Consider the following 18,530-nt stretch of genomic DNA (forward strand, 5'->3'; position numbering starts at 1 on the left):
ACATTTTTTCCACGACCTATTCGTCCAATCTATACCTCGTCACGGGAGCGTCATCGATGCGGATAACCCAATTGCGCTCGTTCCACGCGGTCGCACGGCACGGCAGCGTGACGCGCGCGGCGCAGGCGTTGCATGTGAGCCAGCCCACGATGACCACGCAGATTCGCGCGCTGGAGGAGACCTATGGTGTGGAGTTGTTCTACCGGCATGGGCGCGGCCTCACGCTCACGCCGACCGGCAAGGCGCTATACGCGGTGAGCCTGCGCATCTTCGCGGATGAAGCCGAGGCGCTCGGCCTGCTCAGGGAGCACGGCGGTCTGCGCACGGGGGAGCTGCGCATCGGCGCGGTGGGCCCGCATCACGCCATGGAGATCGTGGCCGCGTTCCAGCCGCGGTATCCGGGCATCCGCATCTCGATGCGTCCCGGCAACTCGGAGGAGATGATCGAAAGTCTGCTGGCGTACCGCACGGACGTCGCGGTCCTCGCCCGATACCACGACGACGCGCGCCTGCACGCGGTCCCGTATCGCACGCACCCGGTCGTCCTGCTGGTGCCGGGCACGCACCGGTTCGCGAAGCGCCGCAGCGTGACGCTCGCCGAATTGGCCGACGAGCCGATGCTCATGCGCGAGCCGGGATCGACCACGCGTCACGCGCTCGAAGCCGCGATGCAGGACGCGGGCGTCTCGCCGAACGTGGTCATGGAGATCGGCAGCCGCGAAGCGATTCGCGAGGCGGTGATTCTCGGGCTGGGCGTTGCGGCCGTGTCCGCGCGCGAGCATACGCCCGACAAGCGGCTGGCCACGGTGGCGATCGGCGACGCCCGCGTCGAGACCACGACCGTCGTCGTGTGTCTGGCGGAGCGCCGCGAGGCGCGCGTGATCGCGTCGTTTCTGGAGGTGGTCGCCGCGCTGGTGTGACGGCCCGCCACCGGGTGCGATGAAGGCCGATCCCGGCGGCGCCCCGGTGCGCGTCACATCACCTGGCTGGCGGCGAGCACGGCGGCGGACGCCGCCAGGCAATAAATGCCGAACAGGTACCAACGGCCATGTTCGAGCCAGCGCGAGAGCCAGCGCAGCGCGATCAGGCCCGCGAGAAAGCTGAAGACCATGCCGGCGAGGCACGGCGCGAGCACCGTGGCGAAGTGCCCCGAGAGCGTGTGCGCACCGCCCGAGCTGTACAGCCGATAGGCCTCCTTGACGATCACCGGCGGCGTGAGCACCACGGCGAGCGCGAAGCTGAATTCCTCCACGCGAACCCTGTCGAGCCCGCGCAGCATGCCCGTCGAAATGGTGGAGCCCGAGCGCGAGAATCCGCGCAGCGGCAGGCACAGCCCCTGCACCGCGCCGATCCAGGCCGAGTCCGCAGCGCGCATCTCAGCGGTCATCTCAGCACATATGGGGCGATCGTCCGTCGGCGCACGCTTGCGGCCGGAAATCAGGATCAGGAGACCCGCCATCGCGAGACCGGCGCTGGTGATGTAGAGGTTGCCGAAGAGATGTTCGATCTCGGCGTGCTCGCTGCCGCGCATGAGCCCCTTCTCGATGAACAGCATCAGCGCGAGACCGATCACGCCTGTGAAGGCGGTGGCGATGACGACCTGCTTGGCGTTGTGGACGAAGGCGTGCTTCGACGAGAAGTAGCGCGCTCGCCACGACTTCCAGAAGTAGACGATGACCGCGAGCATCGTGCCCGTGTGGAGCATTACCAGCAACAGGGTCATGGCCGGCGCCGACGGGTCGAGCCCCATGAGCTTCTCGGCCATGATGACGTGTGCCGAACTCGACACGGGAAGCAGCTCCGCAATGCCCTGCACGATCGCGAGCACCAGTACTTGCAGATAATCCATGCGCACTCCTCGAGAGACGGGCAAGGACACTACGCCGCGCAGGTGACGATCTGGTGACAGTCACATGACAGCAGTCCGGGCGCCTGCCCCCGACCCGTTGCCGCGCATGATACTCCGCCAGAATTGGCGCCGAATGAGGGATCGGCCGGCGTGTCCCGCATTCAGCGACCGTTCAGCGTCCCAGCGCCTGATCCAGATCGGCGAGCAGATCGTCGATGTGCTCGATACCGATGGACAGGCGCACCGTCTCCTCGCTCACGCCGGCCTTGCGCAATTCCTCGGGCGAGAGCTGGCGATGCGTGGTCGACGCCGGATGCGTGGCGAGCGACTTCGCGTCGCCAATGTTGACGAGGCGCGTGAAGAGCCGCAGCGCATCCTGGAACGCCGCACCCGCCGCGCGCCCGCCCTTCACGCCGAACGTGAGAATGCCGGGCCCGCGCCCCGACAGGTACTTTTGCACGAGCGCGTGATCCGGGTGCGTCGGCAGGCCGGCGTAGTTCACCCATTCGACCTTCGGATGCGAGTTCAGGAACTGCGCGACCTTCAACGCGTTGTCCGTGATGCGGTCCAGGCGCAACGCAAGCGTCTCGATGCCTTGCAGGATCTGGAAGGCGTTGAACGGCGAGATCGCCGCGCCGGTATTGCGCAGCGGCACCACGCGCGCGCGTCCGATGTAGGCCGCCGGGCCGAACGCCTCCGTGTACACCACGCCGTGATAGCTCACGTCGGGCTCGTTCAGGCGCCTGAAGCGCGCCTTGTGGTCCGCCCAGGGGAATTTTCCGGAGTCGACGATCGCACCGCCCAGGCTCGTGCCATGGCCGCCGAGGTACTTCGTGAGCGAATGCACGACGATATCCGCGCCATGCTCGAACGGGCGCAGCAGATACGGCGTGGGCACGGTGTTGTCGATGATGAGCGCAATGCCGTGCCGGTGCGCAATATCGGCCAGCTTCGCGATGTCGGTGATGTTGCCCAGCGGGTTGCCGACCGACTCGGCGAAGATCGCCTTCGTGTTGGCATCGATGAGCGGCTCGAACGACTCGGGCTCGCGCGGGTCGGCAAAGCGCGTGGCGATGCCCGAGAGCGGCAGCGTGTGTGCGAGCAGGTTGTAAGTGCCGCCGTACAACGTGCTGGCCGCCACGATGTTGTCGCCGGCCTCGGCGATGGTCTGGATGGCGTAGGTCACGGCAGCCTGGCCGGACGCGAGCGCCAGCGCGGCCACGCCGCCTTCGAGCGCGGCGACGCGCTGCTCGAGCACGTCCTGCGTCGGGTTCATGATGCGCGTGTAGATGTTGCCCGGCACCTTGAGGTCGAACAGGTCGGCGCCATGCTGCGTGTCGTCGAAGGCGTAGGCCACCGTCTGATAGATCGGCACCGCCACGGCCCGCGTGGTCGGGTCGGGCTGGTAGCCGCCGTGGACCGCCAGCGTCTCGAGACGCCATTGCGGGGTTTGCGGGTCTTGCGTGGCTTCGGCCTTGTCGCTCATGTCGAATGTCTCCGGATAAACAGGACGCTCCATCGCGGGAACGGTTGGTTCGGTCTCGGATGCCCATTCTAAGGGCCGGCTTGCCGCCGCTTTAGCTTCGATTGGCACATGCTTAGCAACACGCTCAGCGCACCGAGCGCAACCGTTCACCGCAGGGCTGCGCCGAGCGAGCGCCGATTCGCACGGCGTCCATCGCATCGTCCCAAGTCGCCGTGCCGGCTTCGCGACGTACCGGCTCCCGTCCGGACTCCCGCACCCGGAAATCGCGATCGAAATGTTGCACTTCTTTTGCGGTGGTAACCCCAAAAGCCCCGGTTGGCGGGTGTTTCCACGGATCGGTCAGGGCGTTTTGCACCGGCATTCCACAAGGTTATGCACAGGAAAAGCCCGGGATTCCCACAGGAAATCCACTGCTTTATCCCCGTTTTTTCAGGACATATCCACCGACTATCCCCACGATATTCACCGGTTATCCCCGTCGAATCGACGACTTTTCCCTCGACTGTCCACCGGTTATCCCGCCGTCATCCACAAGGTTGCCCACAGGCAAAACGGTGCTTGTTCACAGCCTTATCGACAGACTTGTCCACAAGATCGGCGCGTAACGTAAATCCCCGTGTTGACGCGCGAATTGGCCGCACAAAACAAAATCGGCCGCCAAAGGGCGGCCGACCTGCAGTGAAGCGGGATCAGTTGCCGAAGTACGTCGAACCGGCAGCGACCATCTGGCCGACCGAACCCGGCGTCACCGCCGAAGTCGCACCGCCAACGGTCGCGACCGACTTCGGATAAACGGCGTCGTGTTGTTGCACCAGGCCGGCTCGCTGCGCCTGCGCCAGTTCTTCACGAACCTGGGCGCGCGAGAGCACGCTGGTCTGCGGGACCCACGAGAATTCCGACGGACCGTCGAAAGCGTCGCTGGCGAAAGCCGAACCGGCCGAGACAGCCAGCATCGCGGAAATCAGGGCAGAGGTGATAAGTGTGCGCTTCATGGTATTTCTCCTGTCTGTTTGAAACGAGGCGATGTTCAATTCATCGTCGACAGATGCAGTCTATTACCCGCGTCTATTGCAATAAATACGATAATTGCCAATTTTAAATTGCAGTTTTGGAAATAATAAGAACGAACGTCAGCCCTTTCGGGCATCGAAAACGAAAAAAAGGGACGCCGGATGGCGTCCCTGCAGAGGGCGGCGAGGGCCGGGCTTGCCGGACCCTCGGGCCGTTGACTCTCTGGCCTTGACTCTCGAGCCTTGACTCTCTAGCCGTTACTTCGCGGCAGCCGTCCGCGGGCGGGGTGCGGCAGACGACGGCATCGGGGGCGCCAGCACCGGCTTGAGCGCTTCGCCGGTATGGCTCGCACGGACCTTCGTCAGCGCATCCGGCGACGCGGCCGCGACCACCGTACCGCCGTCCTTGCCGCCTTCCGGCCCCATGTCGACGATCCAGTCGGCCTCCGCGATCACGTCGAGGTTGTGCTCGATCACCACCACCGTGTGGCCGCCGTTGACCAGGCGGTGCAGCACGTTGATGAGCCGCGCCACGTCAGCCATGTGCAGTCCGACCGTCGGCTCGTCGAGCACGTACAGCGTGTGCGGCGACTTCTGGCCGCGGCGCGTGATGTCGTCGCGCACCTTCGTGAGCTCGGTAACGAGCTTGATGCGCTGCGCTTCCCCGCCCGAGAGCGTCGGCGACGGTTGCCCCAGCGTGAGATAGCCGAGCCCCACGTCCTTCATGAGTTGCAATGGATGCGCAATGCTGGGCATCGACGCGAAGAACTCGACGGCCTCGTCCACTTCCATCGTGAGCACGTCGCCGATGCTCTTGCCGCGCCAGGTCACGGCCAGGGTCTCAGCATTGAAGCGTTGACCGTGGCAGACGTCGCACAGCACCTTCACGTCCGCGAGGAAGCTCATGCCGATGGTGCGCACGCCTTGTCCCTCGCACGCCGGACAACGCCCTTCGCCGGTGTTGAACGAGAAGCGCGACGCGGAATAGCCGCGCGCACGCGCTTCGAGCGTGTCGGCGAACAGCCGGCGAATGGTGTCCCAGAAGCCGATGTAGGTTGCCGGGCATGAGCGCGGTGTCTTGCCGATCGGCGTCTGGTCGACTTCGAGCACGCGATCGATCGTCTCCCAACCGGTTACTGATTCGCAGCCATGCCACGCGTGCACCACCGGACGACGCGGCTCGGCCGGCGCTTCGCTCGTGGCGCGCGGCTTGCCGTCGGCCTTCACGACGTGGCGCACGGCGCCTTTGCGCGCGCGTCGCTCGGCCGGTGACGACAGCACCGAGCGGCCTACGGCGTCGAGCAGGTTCGTCATCAGCACGTCGCGCGCCAGCGTCGATTTGCCGGATCCGGAAACACCCGTGATTGCCGTGAGGCGCGAGAGCGGCAACGACGCCGTCACGTTCTTCAGGTTATGCAGCGTGGCGCCATGCACGGTGAGCCAGTGCGGCGGCACCGCTTGCACACCCTTGGCGGGCGCGATCACTTCACGACGCGGCTGGATCGGATGCTGCAGCGGATGCGCGAGAAACTTGCCCGTCAGCGATTCGGGGTGCGCGGCGAGCTCGCTCACGCTGCCCTGCGCGACGAGCGTGCCGCCGCGCTTGCCTGCGCCCGGGCCGATATCGATGATGTGGTCGGCGCGACGGATCGTGTCTTCGTCGTGCTCGACCACCACCAGCGTGTTGCCCTGATCGCCGAGCTTGCGCAACGCGCCGAGCAGGATGCCGTTGTCGCGCGGGTGCAAACCGATGGTCGGTTCGTCGAGCACGTAGCACACGCCTTGCAGATTGCTGCCGAGCTGCGCCGCGAGGCGAATGCGCTGCGACTCGCCGCCCGAGAGCGTGGGCGCCGCGCGCTCGAGCGTGAGGTAGCCGAGGCCGACTTCCTCCAGGAACGCCAGGCGCCCCTGAATCTCGCTGATCAGATCGCGCGCGATGCTCGCCTCGCGCCCGTGCAGCGCGAGACGCTGAATCCACTCCCGCACGTCGGTGACCGTCCACTGCGCAACATCGGAGATCGCGTGTTCGTCGAACGTCACCGCACGCGCCACGGGGTTAAGGCGCGCGCCATGACAGTCCGGACACGGTTGATCGCCCACGTCCTCGGGCTCCTGTTCCTGCGACGGCAGCGAATGCTCGCGTCCGCGATTGTCCTGATTGAGTACCGTGTCGTCGAACGCCTCGCGCTGTTCGCGCGTGAGCGCGAGGCCCGTGCCCACGCAGGTGGCGCACCAGCCATGCTTGCTGTTGAACGAGAACATGCGCGGATCGAGATCCGGATAGCTGGTGCCGCACACCGGGCACGCGCGCTTGACCGAAAACACCTCGATCTCGCCCACGCCTTCGCCCGGCTGTTCGCTGTGCATCGTGTCGCCAAGCCCGTCGAGCGGCGCGAGCAGATGCATCACGCCCTTGCCCTGTTCGAGCGCGGCTGCAAGCAGCGTGCGCAGCAGCCCCTCGTTCTCGGGCGTGACCACGACGTCGCCGACCGGCAGCTCAATGGTGTGCTCCCGGAAACGGTCGAGCTTCGGCCACGGATCGACCGGCAGGAATACGCCGTCCACGCGCAGATGTGAATGCCCCCGCGCTTTCGCCCACTTGGCCAGATCGGTGTAAATGCCCTTGCGGCCGACGACGAGCGGCGCGAGCAATCCGACGTGCTGCCCGCGACGGTCGCGCAGCAATTGCGCGACGATGGAATCCGGGCTTTGCGCCGTAACCGGCGCGCCATCGTGAATGCAATGCTGAATGCCGAGCTTCACGTACAGCAGGCGCAGGAAGTGCCAGACTTCGGTCGTCGTCGCGACCGTACTCTTGCGACCGCCGCGCGACAGGCGCTGCTCGATGGCGACCGTCGGCGGAATGCCGTACACGGCGTCCACCTCGGGACGCCCCGCCGGCTGTACGATGGAGCGCGCATAGGCGTTGAGCGATTCCAGATAGCGGCGCTGTCCCTCGTTGAACAGGATGTCGAAGGCGAGCGTCGACTTGCCCGACCCCGATACGCCCGTGATCACGCTGAACTTGCCGCGCGGAATCGCCACGTCGAGCGACTTGAGGTTGTGCTCGCGCGCGTTGACGATGCGAATGTCGCCGCCGCCGGCCGGCGTGCGATGCGCCCGCGCGGCGCGCAACGCCGTCTGCAGCGGCACGCCCGCGTCGGCCGCGCGTGCCGGCGCAAGCACCGTTCGCTCGTACTCGGCGAGCGCGCGCCCCGTGTGCGAACCTTCGCACGCCACGACATCGGCCAGCGTGCCGGCGCACAGCACCTGGCCTCCCCCCTCGCCACCCTCGGGACCGAGATCGATGATCCAGTCGGCGGCGCGCACCACGTCGAGATTGTGTTCGATGACCAGCAGCGAGTTGCCGCCGTCGAGCAGTTTGCCGAACGCGCGCATCAGCTTGGCGATGTCGTCGAAGTGCAGCCCCGTCGTGGGCTCGTCGAAGATGAACAGGCGGCCGCGATGCGCCACCTTCTGCCCGCTGGCCGTCTTCTTCTGCGCCGCTTCCGCGAGAAAGCCGGCGAGCTTCAGACGCTGCGCCTCGCCGCCCGAGAGCGTGGGCACCGGCTGGCCCAGCTTCACGTATTCCAGACCGACGTCCACGATCGGCTGCAACACGCGCAGCACGTCGCGATCCGACGAGAACAGCTTCACCGCTTCATTGACGGTCAGCTCCAGCACGTCCGACACGCTCAGCTCACGCATGGCCTCGCCCGGCACGGCGCGCTGAATCTTCACATCCAGCACTTCGGCGCGGTAGCGCTTGCCGTCGCAATCCGGGCAGCGCAGGTACACGTCGCTCAGGAACTGCATCTCCACATGCTCGAAGCCCGAGCCGCCGCACGTCGGGCAACGCCCGTTGCCGGAGTTGAAGCTGAACGTGCTCGCGGTATAGCCGCGCTGCAGCGCAACGGGCTCGGCTGCGAAAAGCTTGCGGATCTCGTCGAATGCACCGACATAGCTCGCGGGATTCGAGCGGGCCGTCTTGCCGATGGGCGACTGGTCGACGAACACCACGCCGCAGAGCTGTTCCGCGCCGGTGAGCTCGTCGTGCGCACCGGGCGCTTCGGTCGGATCGCCGAAGTGCCGTGCGAGCGCGGGGCTGAGGATGTCCTGCACGAGCGTCGATTTGCCCGAACCGGACACGCCGGTCACGCACACGAGGCGGCCGAGCGGAATCTCGACGTCGACGTTCTTGAGGTTGTGCTCGCGCGCGCCGCAGAGCCTCAGGCGCGGCGTGTCGGCGGCCACCGCGCGCGCACGCCAGTTCGACGCGTTCGCCACGTGCTTGCGCCCGCCGAGATAGCTGCCGGTGAGCGTGTCGGCCTGGCGCACTTCGTCGGGCGTGCCGTCGAAAACGATCTGGCCGCCGCGCTCGCCGGGCCCCGGACCCATGTCGATGACGCGATCGGCCGCGAGCATCACGGCCGGGTCGTGCTCGACGACGACGAGCGTGTTGCCCGCGTCGCGCAGGCGATGCATGGCGGCCACGATGCGATCCATGTCGCGCGGGTGCAGGCCGATGCTGGGCTCGTCGAGCACGAACAGCGTGTTCACGAGCGAGGTGCCCAGCGCCGTCGTCAGGTTGATCCGCTGCACCTCGCCGCCCGAGAGCGTGCGGCTCTGGCGATCGAGGGTGAGGTATCCGATGCCGACGTCGCACAGGTACTTCAGACGCGTGCCGACCTCTTCCTGCAACAGCTTGAGCGCGTCGTCGAGCAGGCTCGACGGCAGTGTGAGCGAATCGAAGAACTGGCGCACGCGCGAAATCGGCATGAGCATCAGGTCGTGCATCGTGAGCCCGGGCAGCGCTTCGAGTTGCTCGCGCGTCCACGACACGCCGCGCGGCATGAAGCGCTGCGACGGCGGCAGCACGGCGTCGGCGTTTTCCTTCGTGCCGATGCGCCAGAGCAGGCCTTCCGTCTTCAGGCGCGCGCCGCCGCACGTCTCGCAGGTGGTGTAGCTGCGGTACTTCGAGAGCAGCACGCGGATATGCATCTTGTAGGCCTTCGACTCCAGATAGCCGAAGAAGCGCCGGATGCCGTACCACTGCTTGTTCCACTCGCCCTTCCAGTCCGGATCGCCTTCGATGACCCATTCGCGGTGCTCCGGCGGGAGCTTCGACCAGGGTGTGTCGCGCGGAATGCCCGCCTTGCCTGCGTACTCGAGCAGATCGTCCTGGATCTCCTTCCACGCCGGCGTCTGGATCGTCTTGATCGCGCCGCCGCGCAACGTCTTGCGCTCGTCCGGGATCACCAGCCCGAGATCGACGCCGATCACGCGCCCGAAGCCGCGGCATGCTTCGCACGCGCCGTAGGCCGAGTTGAACGAGAACAGCGCCGGTTGCGGATCGGCGTAGTGCAGGTCGCTCTCGGGGCAGTGCAGGTCCTGCGAATAGCGCCAGATATCGGGCTCGCCTTCGTCGGCAAGGACGTAGACGTTCACGCGCCCGCGGCCGCGCTTGAGCGACGACTCGATGGCCTCCATTGCGCGCGCCTTCTCGGTGTTCTGGAGGCGGAAGCGGTCGGCCACGACGTCGAGCACCTTGCGGGTGCCCTCGGCGCTCGCCACTTCGCGCTCGGCCTGCACGCGCGTGTAGCCGGAGGCGGAGAGCCACTGTTCGACTTCGTCGGCCGTCACGCTGCCTGGCAGCTCCACGGGGAAGGTCACGGCCAGGCGCGGGTCGCCGCCCTGGGCGCTGCGCGCCATGAGGTCGGCGTAGATCGTCTCGGGGGTGTCGTGACGCACCGGCTGTGCGCTCTCGCGATCGAACAGCGCCGCCGCCCGGGCGAACAGGAGCTTGAGGTGGTCGTTGAGCTCGGTCATCGTGCCGACCGTCGAGCGCGAGCTGCGCACGGGGTTCGTCTGGTCGATGGCGATGGCCGGCGGCACGCCTTCCACGTGGTCGACCTGCGGTCGGTCCATGCGATCGAGGAACTGGCGTGCGTAGGCGCTGAACGTCTCGACGTAGCGCCGCTGGCCTTCGGCGAACAGCGTGTCGAAGACGAGGCTCGACTTGCCGGAACCGGACGGGCCGGTCACGACGGTCATCTCGCCGGTCTGCAGATCGACGTCGAGATTCTTGAGGTTGTGCTGGCGGGCGCCACGGATACGAATGGCGTGGCCGGCCGACGGATCGGGTTTCGAGGACGAATTATCCAATTGAATAGCCGCTTGGTTGACGTCTGGCAGCGCGCGCACGCGCCTCGGGAAAACTACTGTATCAGGCCGATACGACAGTCGCTGAGAGTACCCAGGCTTCGCTCGGCACGCGCTCGATTGTACTGTATGTTTGTACAGTTACCCCGATTCCCCTAATGCCGGCATTCCTAATGCGGGGCGCCGGTTTTCAACGTTTCATCAGCGGGAGTAGCATGGCGGCATTCCGGCTTTCTTTCGCAGAACATGGGCGCACGTTTCGCGGTCCGCATTCCCGTTCTCGCCTCGCTTTTCCCACCTGCCGTGCGCCCGGTGCGCCCCGTGCCCGCCGTGCTGGTCATGCTCGTCGTGCTCGTCGTGCTCGCCGCGTGCGCGAGCGTCCCGGAAAAGCCCCCGGCTGCCGTGCCCGCCACGGCCAGCGCGCCCGCCACGCGCTACAACGTCGCCCGGTTTCCCATCGAGCATTACGATCAGGACGTCGATCACTGGATCCGTCCCGATGCCGCGGACTACGACCGGCCGTTGCTCGGGGCGCAGGAGCAGGCCCGCCGCTTCGACGCGCTGCGCGCCCGCTACTTCGGCACCGGCGCTCGCGATCCGTCGCCATGGAACGGCACCTGGCTCGCCGCGTCGCTGCTCAACGCCGCCGGCGCGCGGCAGATCGCCGACTCGCAGGCGCGACGCGTGCGGCGCTTCGACAATGGTGCGTCGGGCGTGCGCAAGACCTACGGCGAGAACTTCCAGCCGCACACGAGCGCGTGGATCCGGACCATCGAAGCGAACATGGCGCTGGCCCAGCTCGACGCCAGTCACGCCGGTTGGCCTTACGATGCGCAACGTCGCGGCATCACCGTCGACAATGCCCTCGTCCGGCTGCTGCCCACGCACGACCCGGCGTTCTATGACTTCCGCGAAGCGGGCGAGGGGTATCCGTTCGATGCCTTGCAGGATTCCGCGCTGCGCCCCGGCACGCCCGTGTACACGCTCGCGCGCAGCGCCGATGGCGCGTGGCTGCTCGTCTATTCGCCCGATCTGATCGGATGGGTCGACGCGCGTACCGTGGCCGCGGTCGACGAACGGTTCGTCGCAACGTGGCGGGCCGCCGCGCAGCGGGAGCTCGGCGCCATCATTCGCGCCAACGTGCCGCTGGCCGACACGCCGCCGGGTGCGAGCGCGCCGCGCTACCGCACGTTCGCTCCGATCGGCACGGTGCTGCCGATGACACGCTCGCGCGACGGGCGCCCGGCAGCCCTGTTTCCGATCGCCGACCTTCGCGGCCAGGCGCACATCCGCACCGCCACACTGGACGCATCGAGCCTCGTGGCCATGCCGTGGAGCCTCACGCCGCGCCATCTCGCGCAAGTCATGAAGCAGCAGATCGGGCGCCCCTACGGCTGGGGCAACACGCTGTTCTACAACGATTGCTCCGCCGAGACGCGCAGCCTGTTCGCGCCGTTCGGCGTGTGGCTGCCGCGCCACTCGTCGGACCAGCTGCGCGCCGGGCGCCGCACCGATCTGCGCGACGCCGACATCGACACGCGCCTGCGCACGCTGGCCGAGCGCGGCCGTCCGCTGATGACGCTCGTCCACATCAACGGACATATCATGCTGTATCTCGGCAACGCGCAGCGCAACGGCGAGAGCGTGCCGATGACCTATCAGAACGTGTGGGGACTGTCGCCGGCCGACAACAGCCGCCGCAACGTGATCGGCGGCGCGGTGATCCTGCCGCTGCTCAAGACGTATCCGGAAGATCCGCAGGCGCGCTCGCTCGCGGCCAAGCCACTGTTCGAGATCAGCGTGATCGGCGATAGCGACGCGGAAGCGCCCACAGGCGGCGGCGATGCAGAACACGCGCCTGCGGCCGATACGCCGGAAGACATGCCGCAGTAGCCGCGGCGCGCGGGCGGTCGTTCGCCCGCTCAGAAGCGTTGCGGACTGAAAGGCCGCGGATCGACGATTGGCGCTTCGCCCGTCATCATCTCGGCCACCAGCCGTCCCGTCACCGGCCCCAGCGTGAGGCCGTGGTGCGCGTGGCCGAATGCGAACCACAGATCGCGATGGCGCGGCGCGGGGCCGATCACCGGCATCATGTCAGGCGTGCATGGGCGACAGCCGAGCCACGGCGTGTCGTCGACGCGCTCGCCGAGCGGGAACGTCTCCCGCGCCATCGGCTCGACCGCCGCCAGTTGCACCGGCGTGGGCGGGGTGTCGCGCAGGCCCAGCTCAACGCCGGTCGTCAGCCGGATGCCGCGCGTCATCGGCGTGATCAGATAGCCGGGTTCCGCGTCGAGCACCGGCTGGTTCAGCGTGGCGCCCGGTCGGGCGCGATAGTGCATGTGATAGCCGCGCTTGACGGCAAGCGGCAGGCGGTAGCCCAACGCGCGCGTCACGGTGTCGGCCCACGGACCGAGCGCGATGACCGCACGCGACGCCTGGACACGACCCTGGGCCGTCTGCACGGACCAATGCGGCCGCAGCGTCGTGGCGTCCGCCGTCAACACGCGCCCGCCCAGCGATTCGAAGTAGCGCGCATACGCGGCCACGAGTGCGCCCGGATCGCTCACCGACGCCGACGCCGTATAGCGCAGTCCGCCCACGAGCGCATGCGAGAGCGACGGCTCGTCGGCCCGCAACCGCTCGGCGTCGAGCACTTCGAACGGCACGCCGTATTCCCGCTGCCAGCGCTCGGCGTCGCGACGCGCCGCCTCCAACGCGCCGGCCGTGCGAAACACCTTCACCCAGCCGCCCTCGCGCAACAGCGCTCCGGCGCCCGACGCCTCGATCAGCGCCCGGTGCTCCGTCACGCAATGGGCGATCAGCGTGCTGTAGTCGCGCGCGATGCGCGCATGCCGCGAGGGTTCGGAGTGGCGCCAGTAGCGCGCGAGGAAGGGCGCGATGGCGGGCATTGCGCGCACGTGATACCGCACGTCGGTCGAATCGTTGCGCGCATAGCGGAGCAGCGTGGCCAGATCGCGCGGGAACGCGTAAGGGTAGACGCCCTCGCGCTGAATCAGTCCGGCGTTGCCGAACGAGGTTTCTTGGCCCGGCGCCTTGCGCTCGACCAATGCGACCGACATGCCGCGCCGCTGCAGATGCACGGCGACCGACACGCCAACGATACCGGCGCCGAGAACGAGTGCGTCGAACGTCATGAGCCTTGCGTCGGAGAGAGGGGGCGCACGAGGGGACAGCGCAGCGCGCGCGATCACGCCAGGGCGTCATCCGTCGCGCGCGTGCGCCGCCGCGGGGGGTGGCGTTACGCCAGCGCGGTCACGGCGATTTCGACCTCGAGGCCGGCGCGCATGAGCGGCGATTGCACGCAGGCGCGCGTGGGAGCGTGGCCTTGCGGCACCCAGGCGTCCCACACGGCGTTGAATTCGGCAAAGTGCTTCGCGTCCGAGAGCCAGATATTGGCCGTGAGCAAACGCGTCTTGTCGACGCCCGCTTCCTTGAGCAGCGAATCGATACGCGCGAGGATCTCGGTGGTTTGCTGCGTCACCGATACGTTGGCCGTATCGGGCACCTGACCGGCCAGGTACACGACGCCATTGGCGATCACGATCTGGCTCATGCGGGCGTTGGTGTGCAGACGCTTGATTTCGTTCGACATGGGGGGCACCGTAAAAAGAGGGGAAGTGAGAGACGGGCCGCGAGTCGGCCCGGGTGCCGCCATCTTATACGACGCGTGCGTACTGCTACCAGTCCGCACCCCGCCACGCGGTCACTGCCGGATGAGCGCCATCGCGCAATCGAGCACCGTGCGCTTGAGGTCGGCCATGCCTTCGGGCGGCAGGAACGGCCCCATCATGTGGCGATACGAGACGGTCTTGCTGATGGCCGAGGTGAGCATGAAGTACATCACGTCCGCATCCTGCGCGGGACGGTTCTGCGACTCGAGCCAGTCGGCCACGAGCGGCACCATCGCGTCGCGATACGGACGCACGAGCCGCTGCGTGAGAATGTCGAGCCGTTCGCCCTCCTCGGTCGCCGCGGTCGAGAAAAACATGCCGACGTCGGGATTGGCAAACACGGCTTCGACGAACAGGCGCACGGCCTGCTCGACACGCTCGGCCGGTTCCATCTCGCTGCGCCGCAATTCGTGGGTCTGCTCGATGAGCCCGCGCGTGAGCGTGGCGATCTGGTCGACCACGGCGACCCACAACGCCTCCTTCGACCCGAAGTGATGCGAGATCAGGGCCGCATCGACGCCGGACGCCTCCGCGATCTGCCGAACGCTGCTTGCATAGAAGCCGCGCTGCGCGAAGATTCGCCGGGCGTTGAGCAATAACGCGTCGGCGCCGTGCGCGCAGTTGCACGTCGGACGCCCTCGCGCGCGCTTGCGCGGAACGAGCGGGGGATCGGCTTGCGAGACGGCTTTGTTCAGAGTCATTGAGCGATGGGGTGAGTCAATTCGCAACGGCAATGCGCCAAGTCTACCCGACCCGGCCGCGCCTGCCTGCCCAGACACGTCCTATTTGACATGCCCGGTGCACGCTCGCTATTATGCGCTTATTCATCACTTGTTGAATTTGACATTTCCCCTCGAATGTCTCGCGCAAACCGAATCGTGATCGTCGGTGGCGGTATTGCCGGCCTGATGCTGGCGACCCGTCTGGGCCGCACGCTGGGCCGCAGCGGCAGTGCGCGCGTGACATTGATCGACAGTCATCCCACGCACCTCTGGAAGCCGATGCTGCACGCCGTGGCGGCCGGCACGCGCGACGTCACCCGTACCGAAGTGACCTATCTCGCCCACGCCTGCAGTCACGGGTTCACGTATCAGGCGGGCCGCATGTGCGGTCTCGACCGGAGGCGGCGCGAGGTCGTGCTGGGGGAGATGGCGGGCCCCGACGGCTCGCGCCTGCTCGGCGAGCGTCGCGTGCCTTACGACGCGCTGGTGCTCGCCCTCGGTTCACAGGCCGATGACGCCCACCTGCCCGGTGTGCGCGACGTTTGCCATTTCATCGACAGCCAGCCGCAGGCCGAAGCGTTTCACGCGGCCTTGCGCTGCGAGGCGCTGCGCAGCGTGGTCAATGACGATGCCCTGCGCATCGTGATCGCCGGCGGCGGCACGACGGGCGTGGCGCTGGCGGCCGAGTTGAGCCGCACGTTCGCGCTCGCGGCCGGGTATGGCGACCCGCAGATTGCCGAGCGGCTCAAGCTCACGCTCGTGGAGCGTGCGCCGCGTCTGCTGGGCGCGTTCCCGCCCGACGTCTCGGCGTCCACGCAAGCGCGGCTCGAAGGACTCGGCTTTCGCGTATTGACCGATACGCGCATCGTTTGCGCCGATCGCGACGGTTTCTATCGCGACGACGGTCAGCTGATTCCCGGCGACCTGCTCGTCTGGGCCGCGGGTGTCAAGGCGCCCGACGTTCTGCGCGGCATTGGCGGTCTGACGACCAACGACGCCAACCAGGTCGTGGTGCGCAGCACCCTGCAGACGGCGCAGGACGAGCGCGTCTTCGCGCTGGGCGACTGCGCGTCGCTCACGCCCGCGCCGGGCGAATTCCCGCTGCCGCCGACGGCGCAGGTGGCCACGCAGCAGGCAGCGCACCTGGGCCGCCATCTCGGGGCGTGGCTCGAAGAAGGGCGCGCCATCGCGCCGTTCGTGTACCGGGCGCCCGGTGCGTTGGTATCGCTGTCGGGATACAACGCGTCCGGCGCTCTGGGACGATTCGGATTTTTCAAAGGTGGCATCGTGCGCGGACGCTTTGCGCAGTGGAGCCACGCCATGTTGTACCGACGCCATCAGCACGCGCTGCACGGGTTCGCCCGCGCGACCGTGCTGCTGGGCGCGGAAAAACTCGGCGGCCTTCGCGGGCCGCGCATCCGGCTGGCCTGACCATGCGAAGCGACAGAACCGATTGCCCCAACCGAAGCGGCAGCCGCCGCGCCTCCGGCACCTCCACGACCCGTTCGGCGCGCGCCTCGCGCGCCGCCGTGCGCGATCAGGGTGTCTGGCAGCACACCGTAGCCATGCTCGACGCCGAGCCGGTCGTGTGCCAGCCGGTCATTCCGTACACGCGGCGAGCGCCGATCGTGCGCGTGCTGGAGATCTCCAGCGAGTTGACGATCACCGTATCGTGGAACGACGCGATGGGCGGCAACTACGGCGCGCAGATCTGGCGCATTCGCAAGGCGCACCATCCGGGCGAATGCGCGCTGACCGGCGAGACCATCGACGTGGGCGACTTCGTCTACCGTCCGCTCTTCGGTGACATTCCGCCGCTCAACGCCGACGCCATGATTCTGGCGAGCGCCATTCGCGCCATGCGCGAGCGCGAACTCGAACCGGCGTTGCAGGAGGACTGACCGACTCCCTCGCGCTGAAATGTCGTCCCCCGACCCCCCGTTGAATTCAGCGCGTTGCCGCCCCGAGAGGGCGGTTTTTTTATCCTCGCGGCTCTCCCTCGTGTGCCTCGTGCGCTTCGTGTGCCTCGTGCGCTTTGACTTCCATGCCGACGGCGGACCGCGGGCCGCCGGCGCCTCGCCGGTTTGTCCGGCCATCACCGTTATGACGATTCGAGGCCATCGAAGCGGTTTGAAGCGACGGTGGCGGCTGTGACGGTTTCGGCGGTTTCGACAGTGACTGCCGTTACTGCCGTTACTGCCGTTACTGCCGCTACTGCCGTTACTGTCGTTACTGCCGTTACGGTGGTGCGACGCGAAAGCCGACGGCTTTGGGATTACGCTTCGGGCATCGCTCGCCGCGCCTCACAATGACGGCAACCCGGCCCCTCATCGCCAAGGAGAGTCTTCCCGATGTCCAAGCCCCGCCCTACCGCCTTCACCACCCTGGCCGCCCTGGCGGCCGCCACCGCCATCGTCTGGATGGGCCTTAGCACCCGCAGTCATGCGGCGCAGCCGCAGCCCGAGAACGATCCGCGTCTGGCGGAAGTCCGCTCGCTCGTCGACCAGACCGTCGAACCGCTGATGGCCCGCCAGCAGATTCCCGGCATGGCCGTCGGCGTGGCGTTCGACGGCAAGTCCTACGTCTTCGACTACGGCGTGGCGGACAAGGCCGACAATCGCCCCGTCACGCCCGACACGCTCTTCGAAATCGGCTCCGTGAGCAAGACGTTCACGGCCACGCTCGCGACATACGCGCAGGGCGCCGGCGCGCTGTCGCTCAGGGACAAGACGAGCCGCTTCATTCCCGAAGTGGCCGGCACGCCGTTCGGAAACATCAGCCTCGTGAACCTCGCCACGCACACCACCGGCGGCATGCCGCTGCAAGTGCCCGACGACGTCACCACCGACGAACAACTGCTCCAGTACCTCGAGGCGTGGAAGCCCGCGCAGCCCGCCGGTACCGTGCGCACATACTCCAACGTGAGCATCGGCATGCTCGGCAGGATCGTTGCACGCGCCATGCGCGGCGACTTCGCCACGCTCATGACGCAGCACGTTTTCCGGCCGCTGGAGCTCGGGCATACGTACCTTCGCGTTCCGGCCGACCAGATGCAGCACTACGCGTGGGGCTATGGCAAGGACGGCAACCCCGTGCGCGTCTCGCCGGGGTTGCTCGAGGCCGAGGCCTACGGCGTGAAGACGACCGCCGGCGATCTGCTGCGATTCGTGAACGCCAATCTCGGCAAGCCGGTGTTCGACCATCGTCTGCGCCATGCGATCTACGCCGCACGCACCGGCTACTTCTTCGACAAGCCGATGACGCAGGATCTGATCTGGGAGCAATACCCGTATCCGGTCAGCGTGGAGACGCTGCTCGAGGGCAATTCCGCGAAAATGGCATACGAGCCGACCCCCGTGCGCGAGTTCTCGCCGCCGATGGCGCCCACGCCGGTCGCATGGGTCAACAAGACCGGTTCGACGAACGGTTTCGGGGCTTACGTGGCGTTCGTGCCTTCCAGGCAGATGGGCATCGTCATGCTGGCGAACAAGAACTATCCGATCGACGAGCGCGTGCGTGCGGCGCATCGCATTCTCACGGTCCTCGACGGCATGCCGCGCACGCCGGTCGTTCCACAGCCGTGATTCGACCCTGCGCGCCCCCGTGCGG

General features: G+C 67.3%; 13 protein-coding genes. 5 read left to right on the forward strand and 8 right to left on the reverse strand.

Annotated features, from left to right (window positions below; genetic code table 11):
* The first annotated feature begins 56 nt into the window (after window positions 1-56).
* On the forward strand, window positions 57-920 hold the full coding sequence (locus CDN36_RS08950; RefSeq protein WP_150555424.1) for a LysR substrate-binding domain-containing protein: 864 nt from the start codon (window positions 57-59) through the stop codon (window positions 918-920).
* A 53-nt stretch (window positions 921-973) separates the two neighbouring features.
* Here CDN36_RS08950 and CDN36_RS08955 read toward each other — a convergent pair whose 3' ends face one another.
* From CDN36_RS08955 to uvrA, 5 genes are all read right to left on the reverse strand, one after another.
* Window positions 974-1,849 carry an undecaprenyl-diphosphate phosphatase gene (locus CDN36_RS08955; RefSeq protein ID WP_287496531.1) on the reverse strand — a complete coding sequence of 292 codons (876 nt, stop codon included), beginning with the start codon at window positions 1,847-1,849 and terminating at the stop codon, window positions 974-976.
* 172 nt (window positions 1,850-2,021) lie between these two features.
* Window positions 2,022-3,335, reverse strand: coding sequence for an O-acetylhomoserine aminocarboxypropyltransferase/cysteine synthase family protein (locus tag CDN36_RS08960; protein ID WP_287496532.1), 1,314 nt, complete (start codon window positions 3,333-3,335; stop codon window positions 2,022-2,024).
* A gap of 124 nt (window positions 3,336-3,459) precedes the next feature.
* Window positions 3,460-3,690 carry a hypothetical protein gene (locus CDN36_RS08965; protein ID WP_287496533.1) on the reverse strand — a complete coding sequence of 77 codons (231 nt, stop codon included), beginning with the start codon at window positions 3,688-3,690 and terminating at the stop codon, window positions 3,460-3,462.
* A 334-nt stretch (window positions 3,691-4,024) separates the two neighbouring features.
* Window positions 4,025-4,327: a DUF4148 domain-containing protein gene (locus CDN36_RS08970; RefSeq protein WP_287496534.1), complete on the reverse strand. Its 303-nt coding sequence runs from the start codon at window positions 4,325-4,327 to the stop codon at window positions 4,025-4,027.
* 276 nt (window positions 4,328-4,603) lie between these two features.
* Window positions 4,604-10,510, reverse strand: a complete 5,907-nt coding sequence (gene uvrA / locus CDN36_RS08975) for an excinuclease ABC subunit UvrA (protein WP_287496535.1) — start codon at window positions 10,508-10,510, stop codon at window positions 4,604-4,606.
* 243 nt (window positions 10,511-10,753) lie between these two features.
* On the opposite strand from uvrA, the gene CDN36_RS08980 reads away from it, so the two are divergent.
* Entirely contained in the window at window positions 10,754-12,400 is a 1,647-nt protein-coding gene (locus CDN36_RS08980) for an SH3 domain-containing C40 family peptidase (protein WP_287496536.1), read from the forward strand.
* A 29-nt stretch (window positions 12,401-12,429) separates the two neighbouring features.
* Here CDN36_RS08980 and CDN36_RS08985 read toward each other — a convergent pair whose 3' ends face one another.
* From CDN36_RS08985 to CDN36_RS08995, 3 genes are all read right to left on the reverse strand, one after another.
* Complete coding sequence (locus CDN36_RS08985) at window positions 12,430-13,662, reverse strand: NAD(P)/FAD-dependent oxidoreductase (RefSeq protein WP_287496537.1); 1,233 nt, start codon at window positions 13,660-13,662, stop codon at window positions 12,430-12,432.
* A gap of 104 nt (window positions 13,663-13,766) precedes the next feature.
* Window positions 13,767-14,120, reverse strand: a complete 354-nt coding sequence (locus CDN36_RS08990) for a RidA family protein (protein ID WP_150555429.1) — start codon at window positions 14,118-14,120, stop codon at window positions 13,767-13,769.
* 111 nt (window positions 14,121-14,231) lie between these two features.
* Complete coding sequence (locus CDN36_RS08995; protein ID WP_150555430.1) at window positions 14,232-14,900, reverse strand: TetR/AcrR family transcriptional regulator; 669 nt, start codon at window positions 14,898-14,900, stop codon at window positions 14,232-14,234.
* Window positions 14,901-15,056: 156 nt separating this feature from the next.
* Here CDN36_RS08995 and CDN36_RS09000 point away from each other — a divergent pair, with 156 nt between their 5' ends.
* The 3 genes from CDN36_RS09000 (at window position 15,057) to blaPNC (ending at window position 18,505) form a co-directional block, all read left to right on the forward strand.
* The gene (locus tag CDN36_RS09000; protein WP_287496538.1) at window positions 15,057-16,352 is read left to right on the forward strand and encodes an NAD(P)/FAD-dependent oxidoreductase; all 1,296 of its coding nucleotides are present in this window, start codon (window positions 15,057-15,059) and stop codon (window positions 16,350-16,352) included.
* Window positions 16,353-16,354: 2 nt separating this feature from the next.
* On the forward strand, window positions 16,355-16,822 hold the full coding sequence (locus CDN36_RS09005) for a DUF3331 domain-containing protein (RefSeq protein ID WP_287496539.1): 468 nt from the start codon (window positions 16,355-16,357) through the stop codon (window positions 16,820-16,822).
* A gap of 450 nt (window positions 16,823-17,272) precedes the next feature.
* Window positions 17,273-18,505 carry a PNC family class C beta-lactamase gene (gene blaPNC, locus CDN36_RS09010; protein ID WP_287496540.1) on the forward strand — a complete coding sequence of 411 codons (1,233 nt, stop codon included), beginning with the start codon at window positions 17,273-17,275 and terminating at the stop codon, window positions 18,503-18,505.
* The last annotated feature ends 25 nt before the right edge of the window (window positions 18,506-18,530 follow it).

Origin of the sequence: Pandoraea sp. CB10b_02 (assembly GCF_002216225.1) — a bacterium.
In the GTDB taxonomy this organism is placed as follows: Bacteria; Pseudomonadota; Gammaproteobacteria; order Burkholderiales; family Burkholderiaceae; genus Pandoraea; species Pandoraea nosoerga.

Coding starts and splice junctions, on each gene's coding strand:
- CDN36_RS08950 (WP_150555424.1), top strand. CDS start 57: ATGCGGATAACCCAATTGCGCTCGTTCCACGCGGTCGCACGGCACGGC.
- CDN36_RS08955 (WP_287496531.1), bottom strand. CDS start 1,849: ATGGATTATCTGCAAGTACTGGTGCTCGCGATCGTGCAGGGCATTGCG.
- CDN36_RS08960 (WP_287496532.1), bottom strand. CDS start 3,335: ATGAGCGACAAGGCCGAAGCCACGCAAGACCCGCAAACCCCGCAATGG.
- CDN36_RS08970 (WP_287496534.1), bottom strand. CDS start 4,327: ATGAAGCGCACACTTATCACCTCTGCCCTGATTTCCGCGATGCTGGCT.
- CDN36_RS08980 (WP_287496536.1), top strand. CDS start 10,754: ATGGGCGCACGTTTCGCGGTCCGCATTCCCGTTCTCGCCTCGCTTTTC.
- CDN36_RS08985 (WP_287496537.1), bottom strand. CDS start 13,662: ATGACGTTCGACGCACTCGTTCTCGGCGCCGGTATCGTTGGCGTGTCG.
- CDN36_RS08990 (WP_150555429.1), bottom strand. CDS start 14,120: ATGTCGAACGAAATCAAGCGTCTGCACACCAACGCCCGCATGAGCCAG.
- CDN36_RS08995 (WP_150555430.1), bottom strand. CDS start 14,900: ATGACTCTGAACAAAGCCGTCTCGCAAGCCGATCCCCCGCTCGTTCCG.
- CDN36_RS09000 (WP_287496538.1), top strand. CDS start 15,057: ATGTCTCGCGCAAACCGAATCGTGATCGTCGGTGGCGGTATTGCCGGC.
- CDN36_RS09005 (WP_287496539.1), top strand. CDS start 16,355: ATGCGAAGCGACAGAACCGATTGCCCCAACCGAAGCGGCAGCCGCCGC.
- blaPNC (WP_287496540.1), top strand. CDS start 17,273: ATGTCCAAGCCCCGCCCTACCGCCTTCACCACCCTGGCCGCCCTGGCG.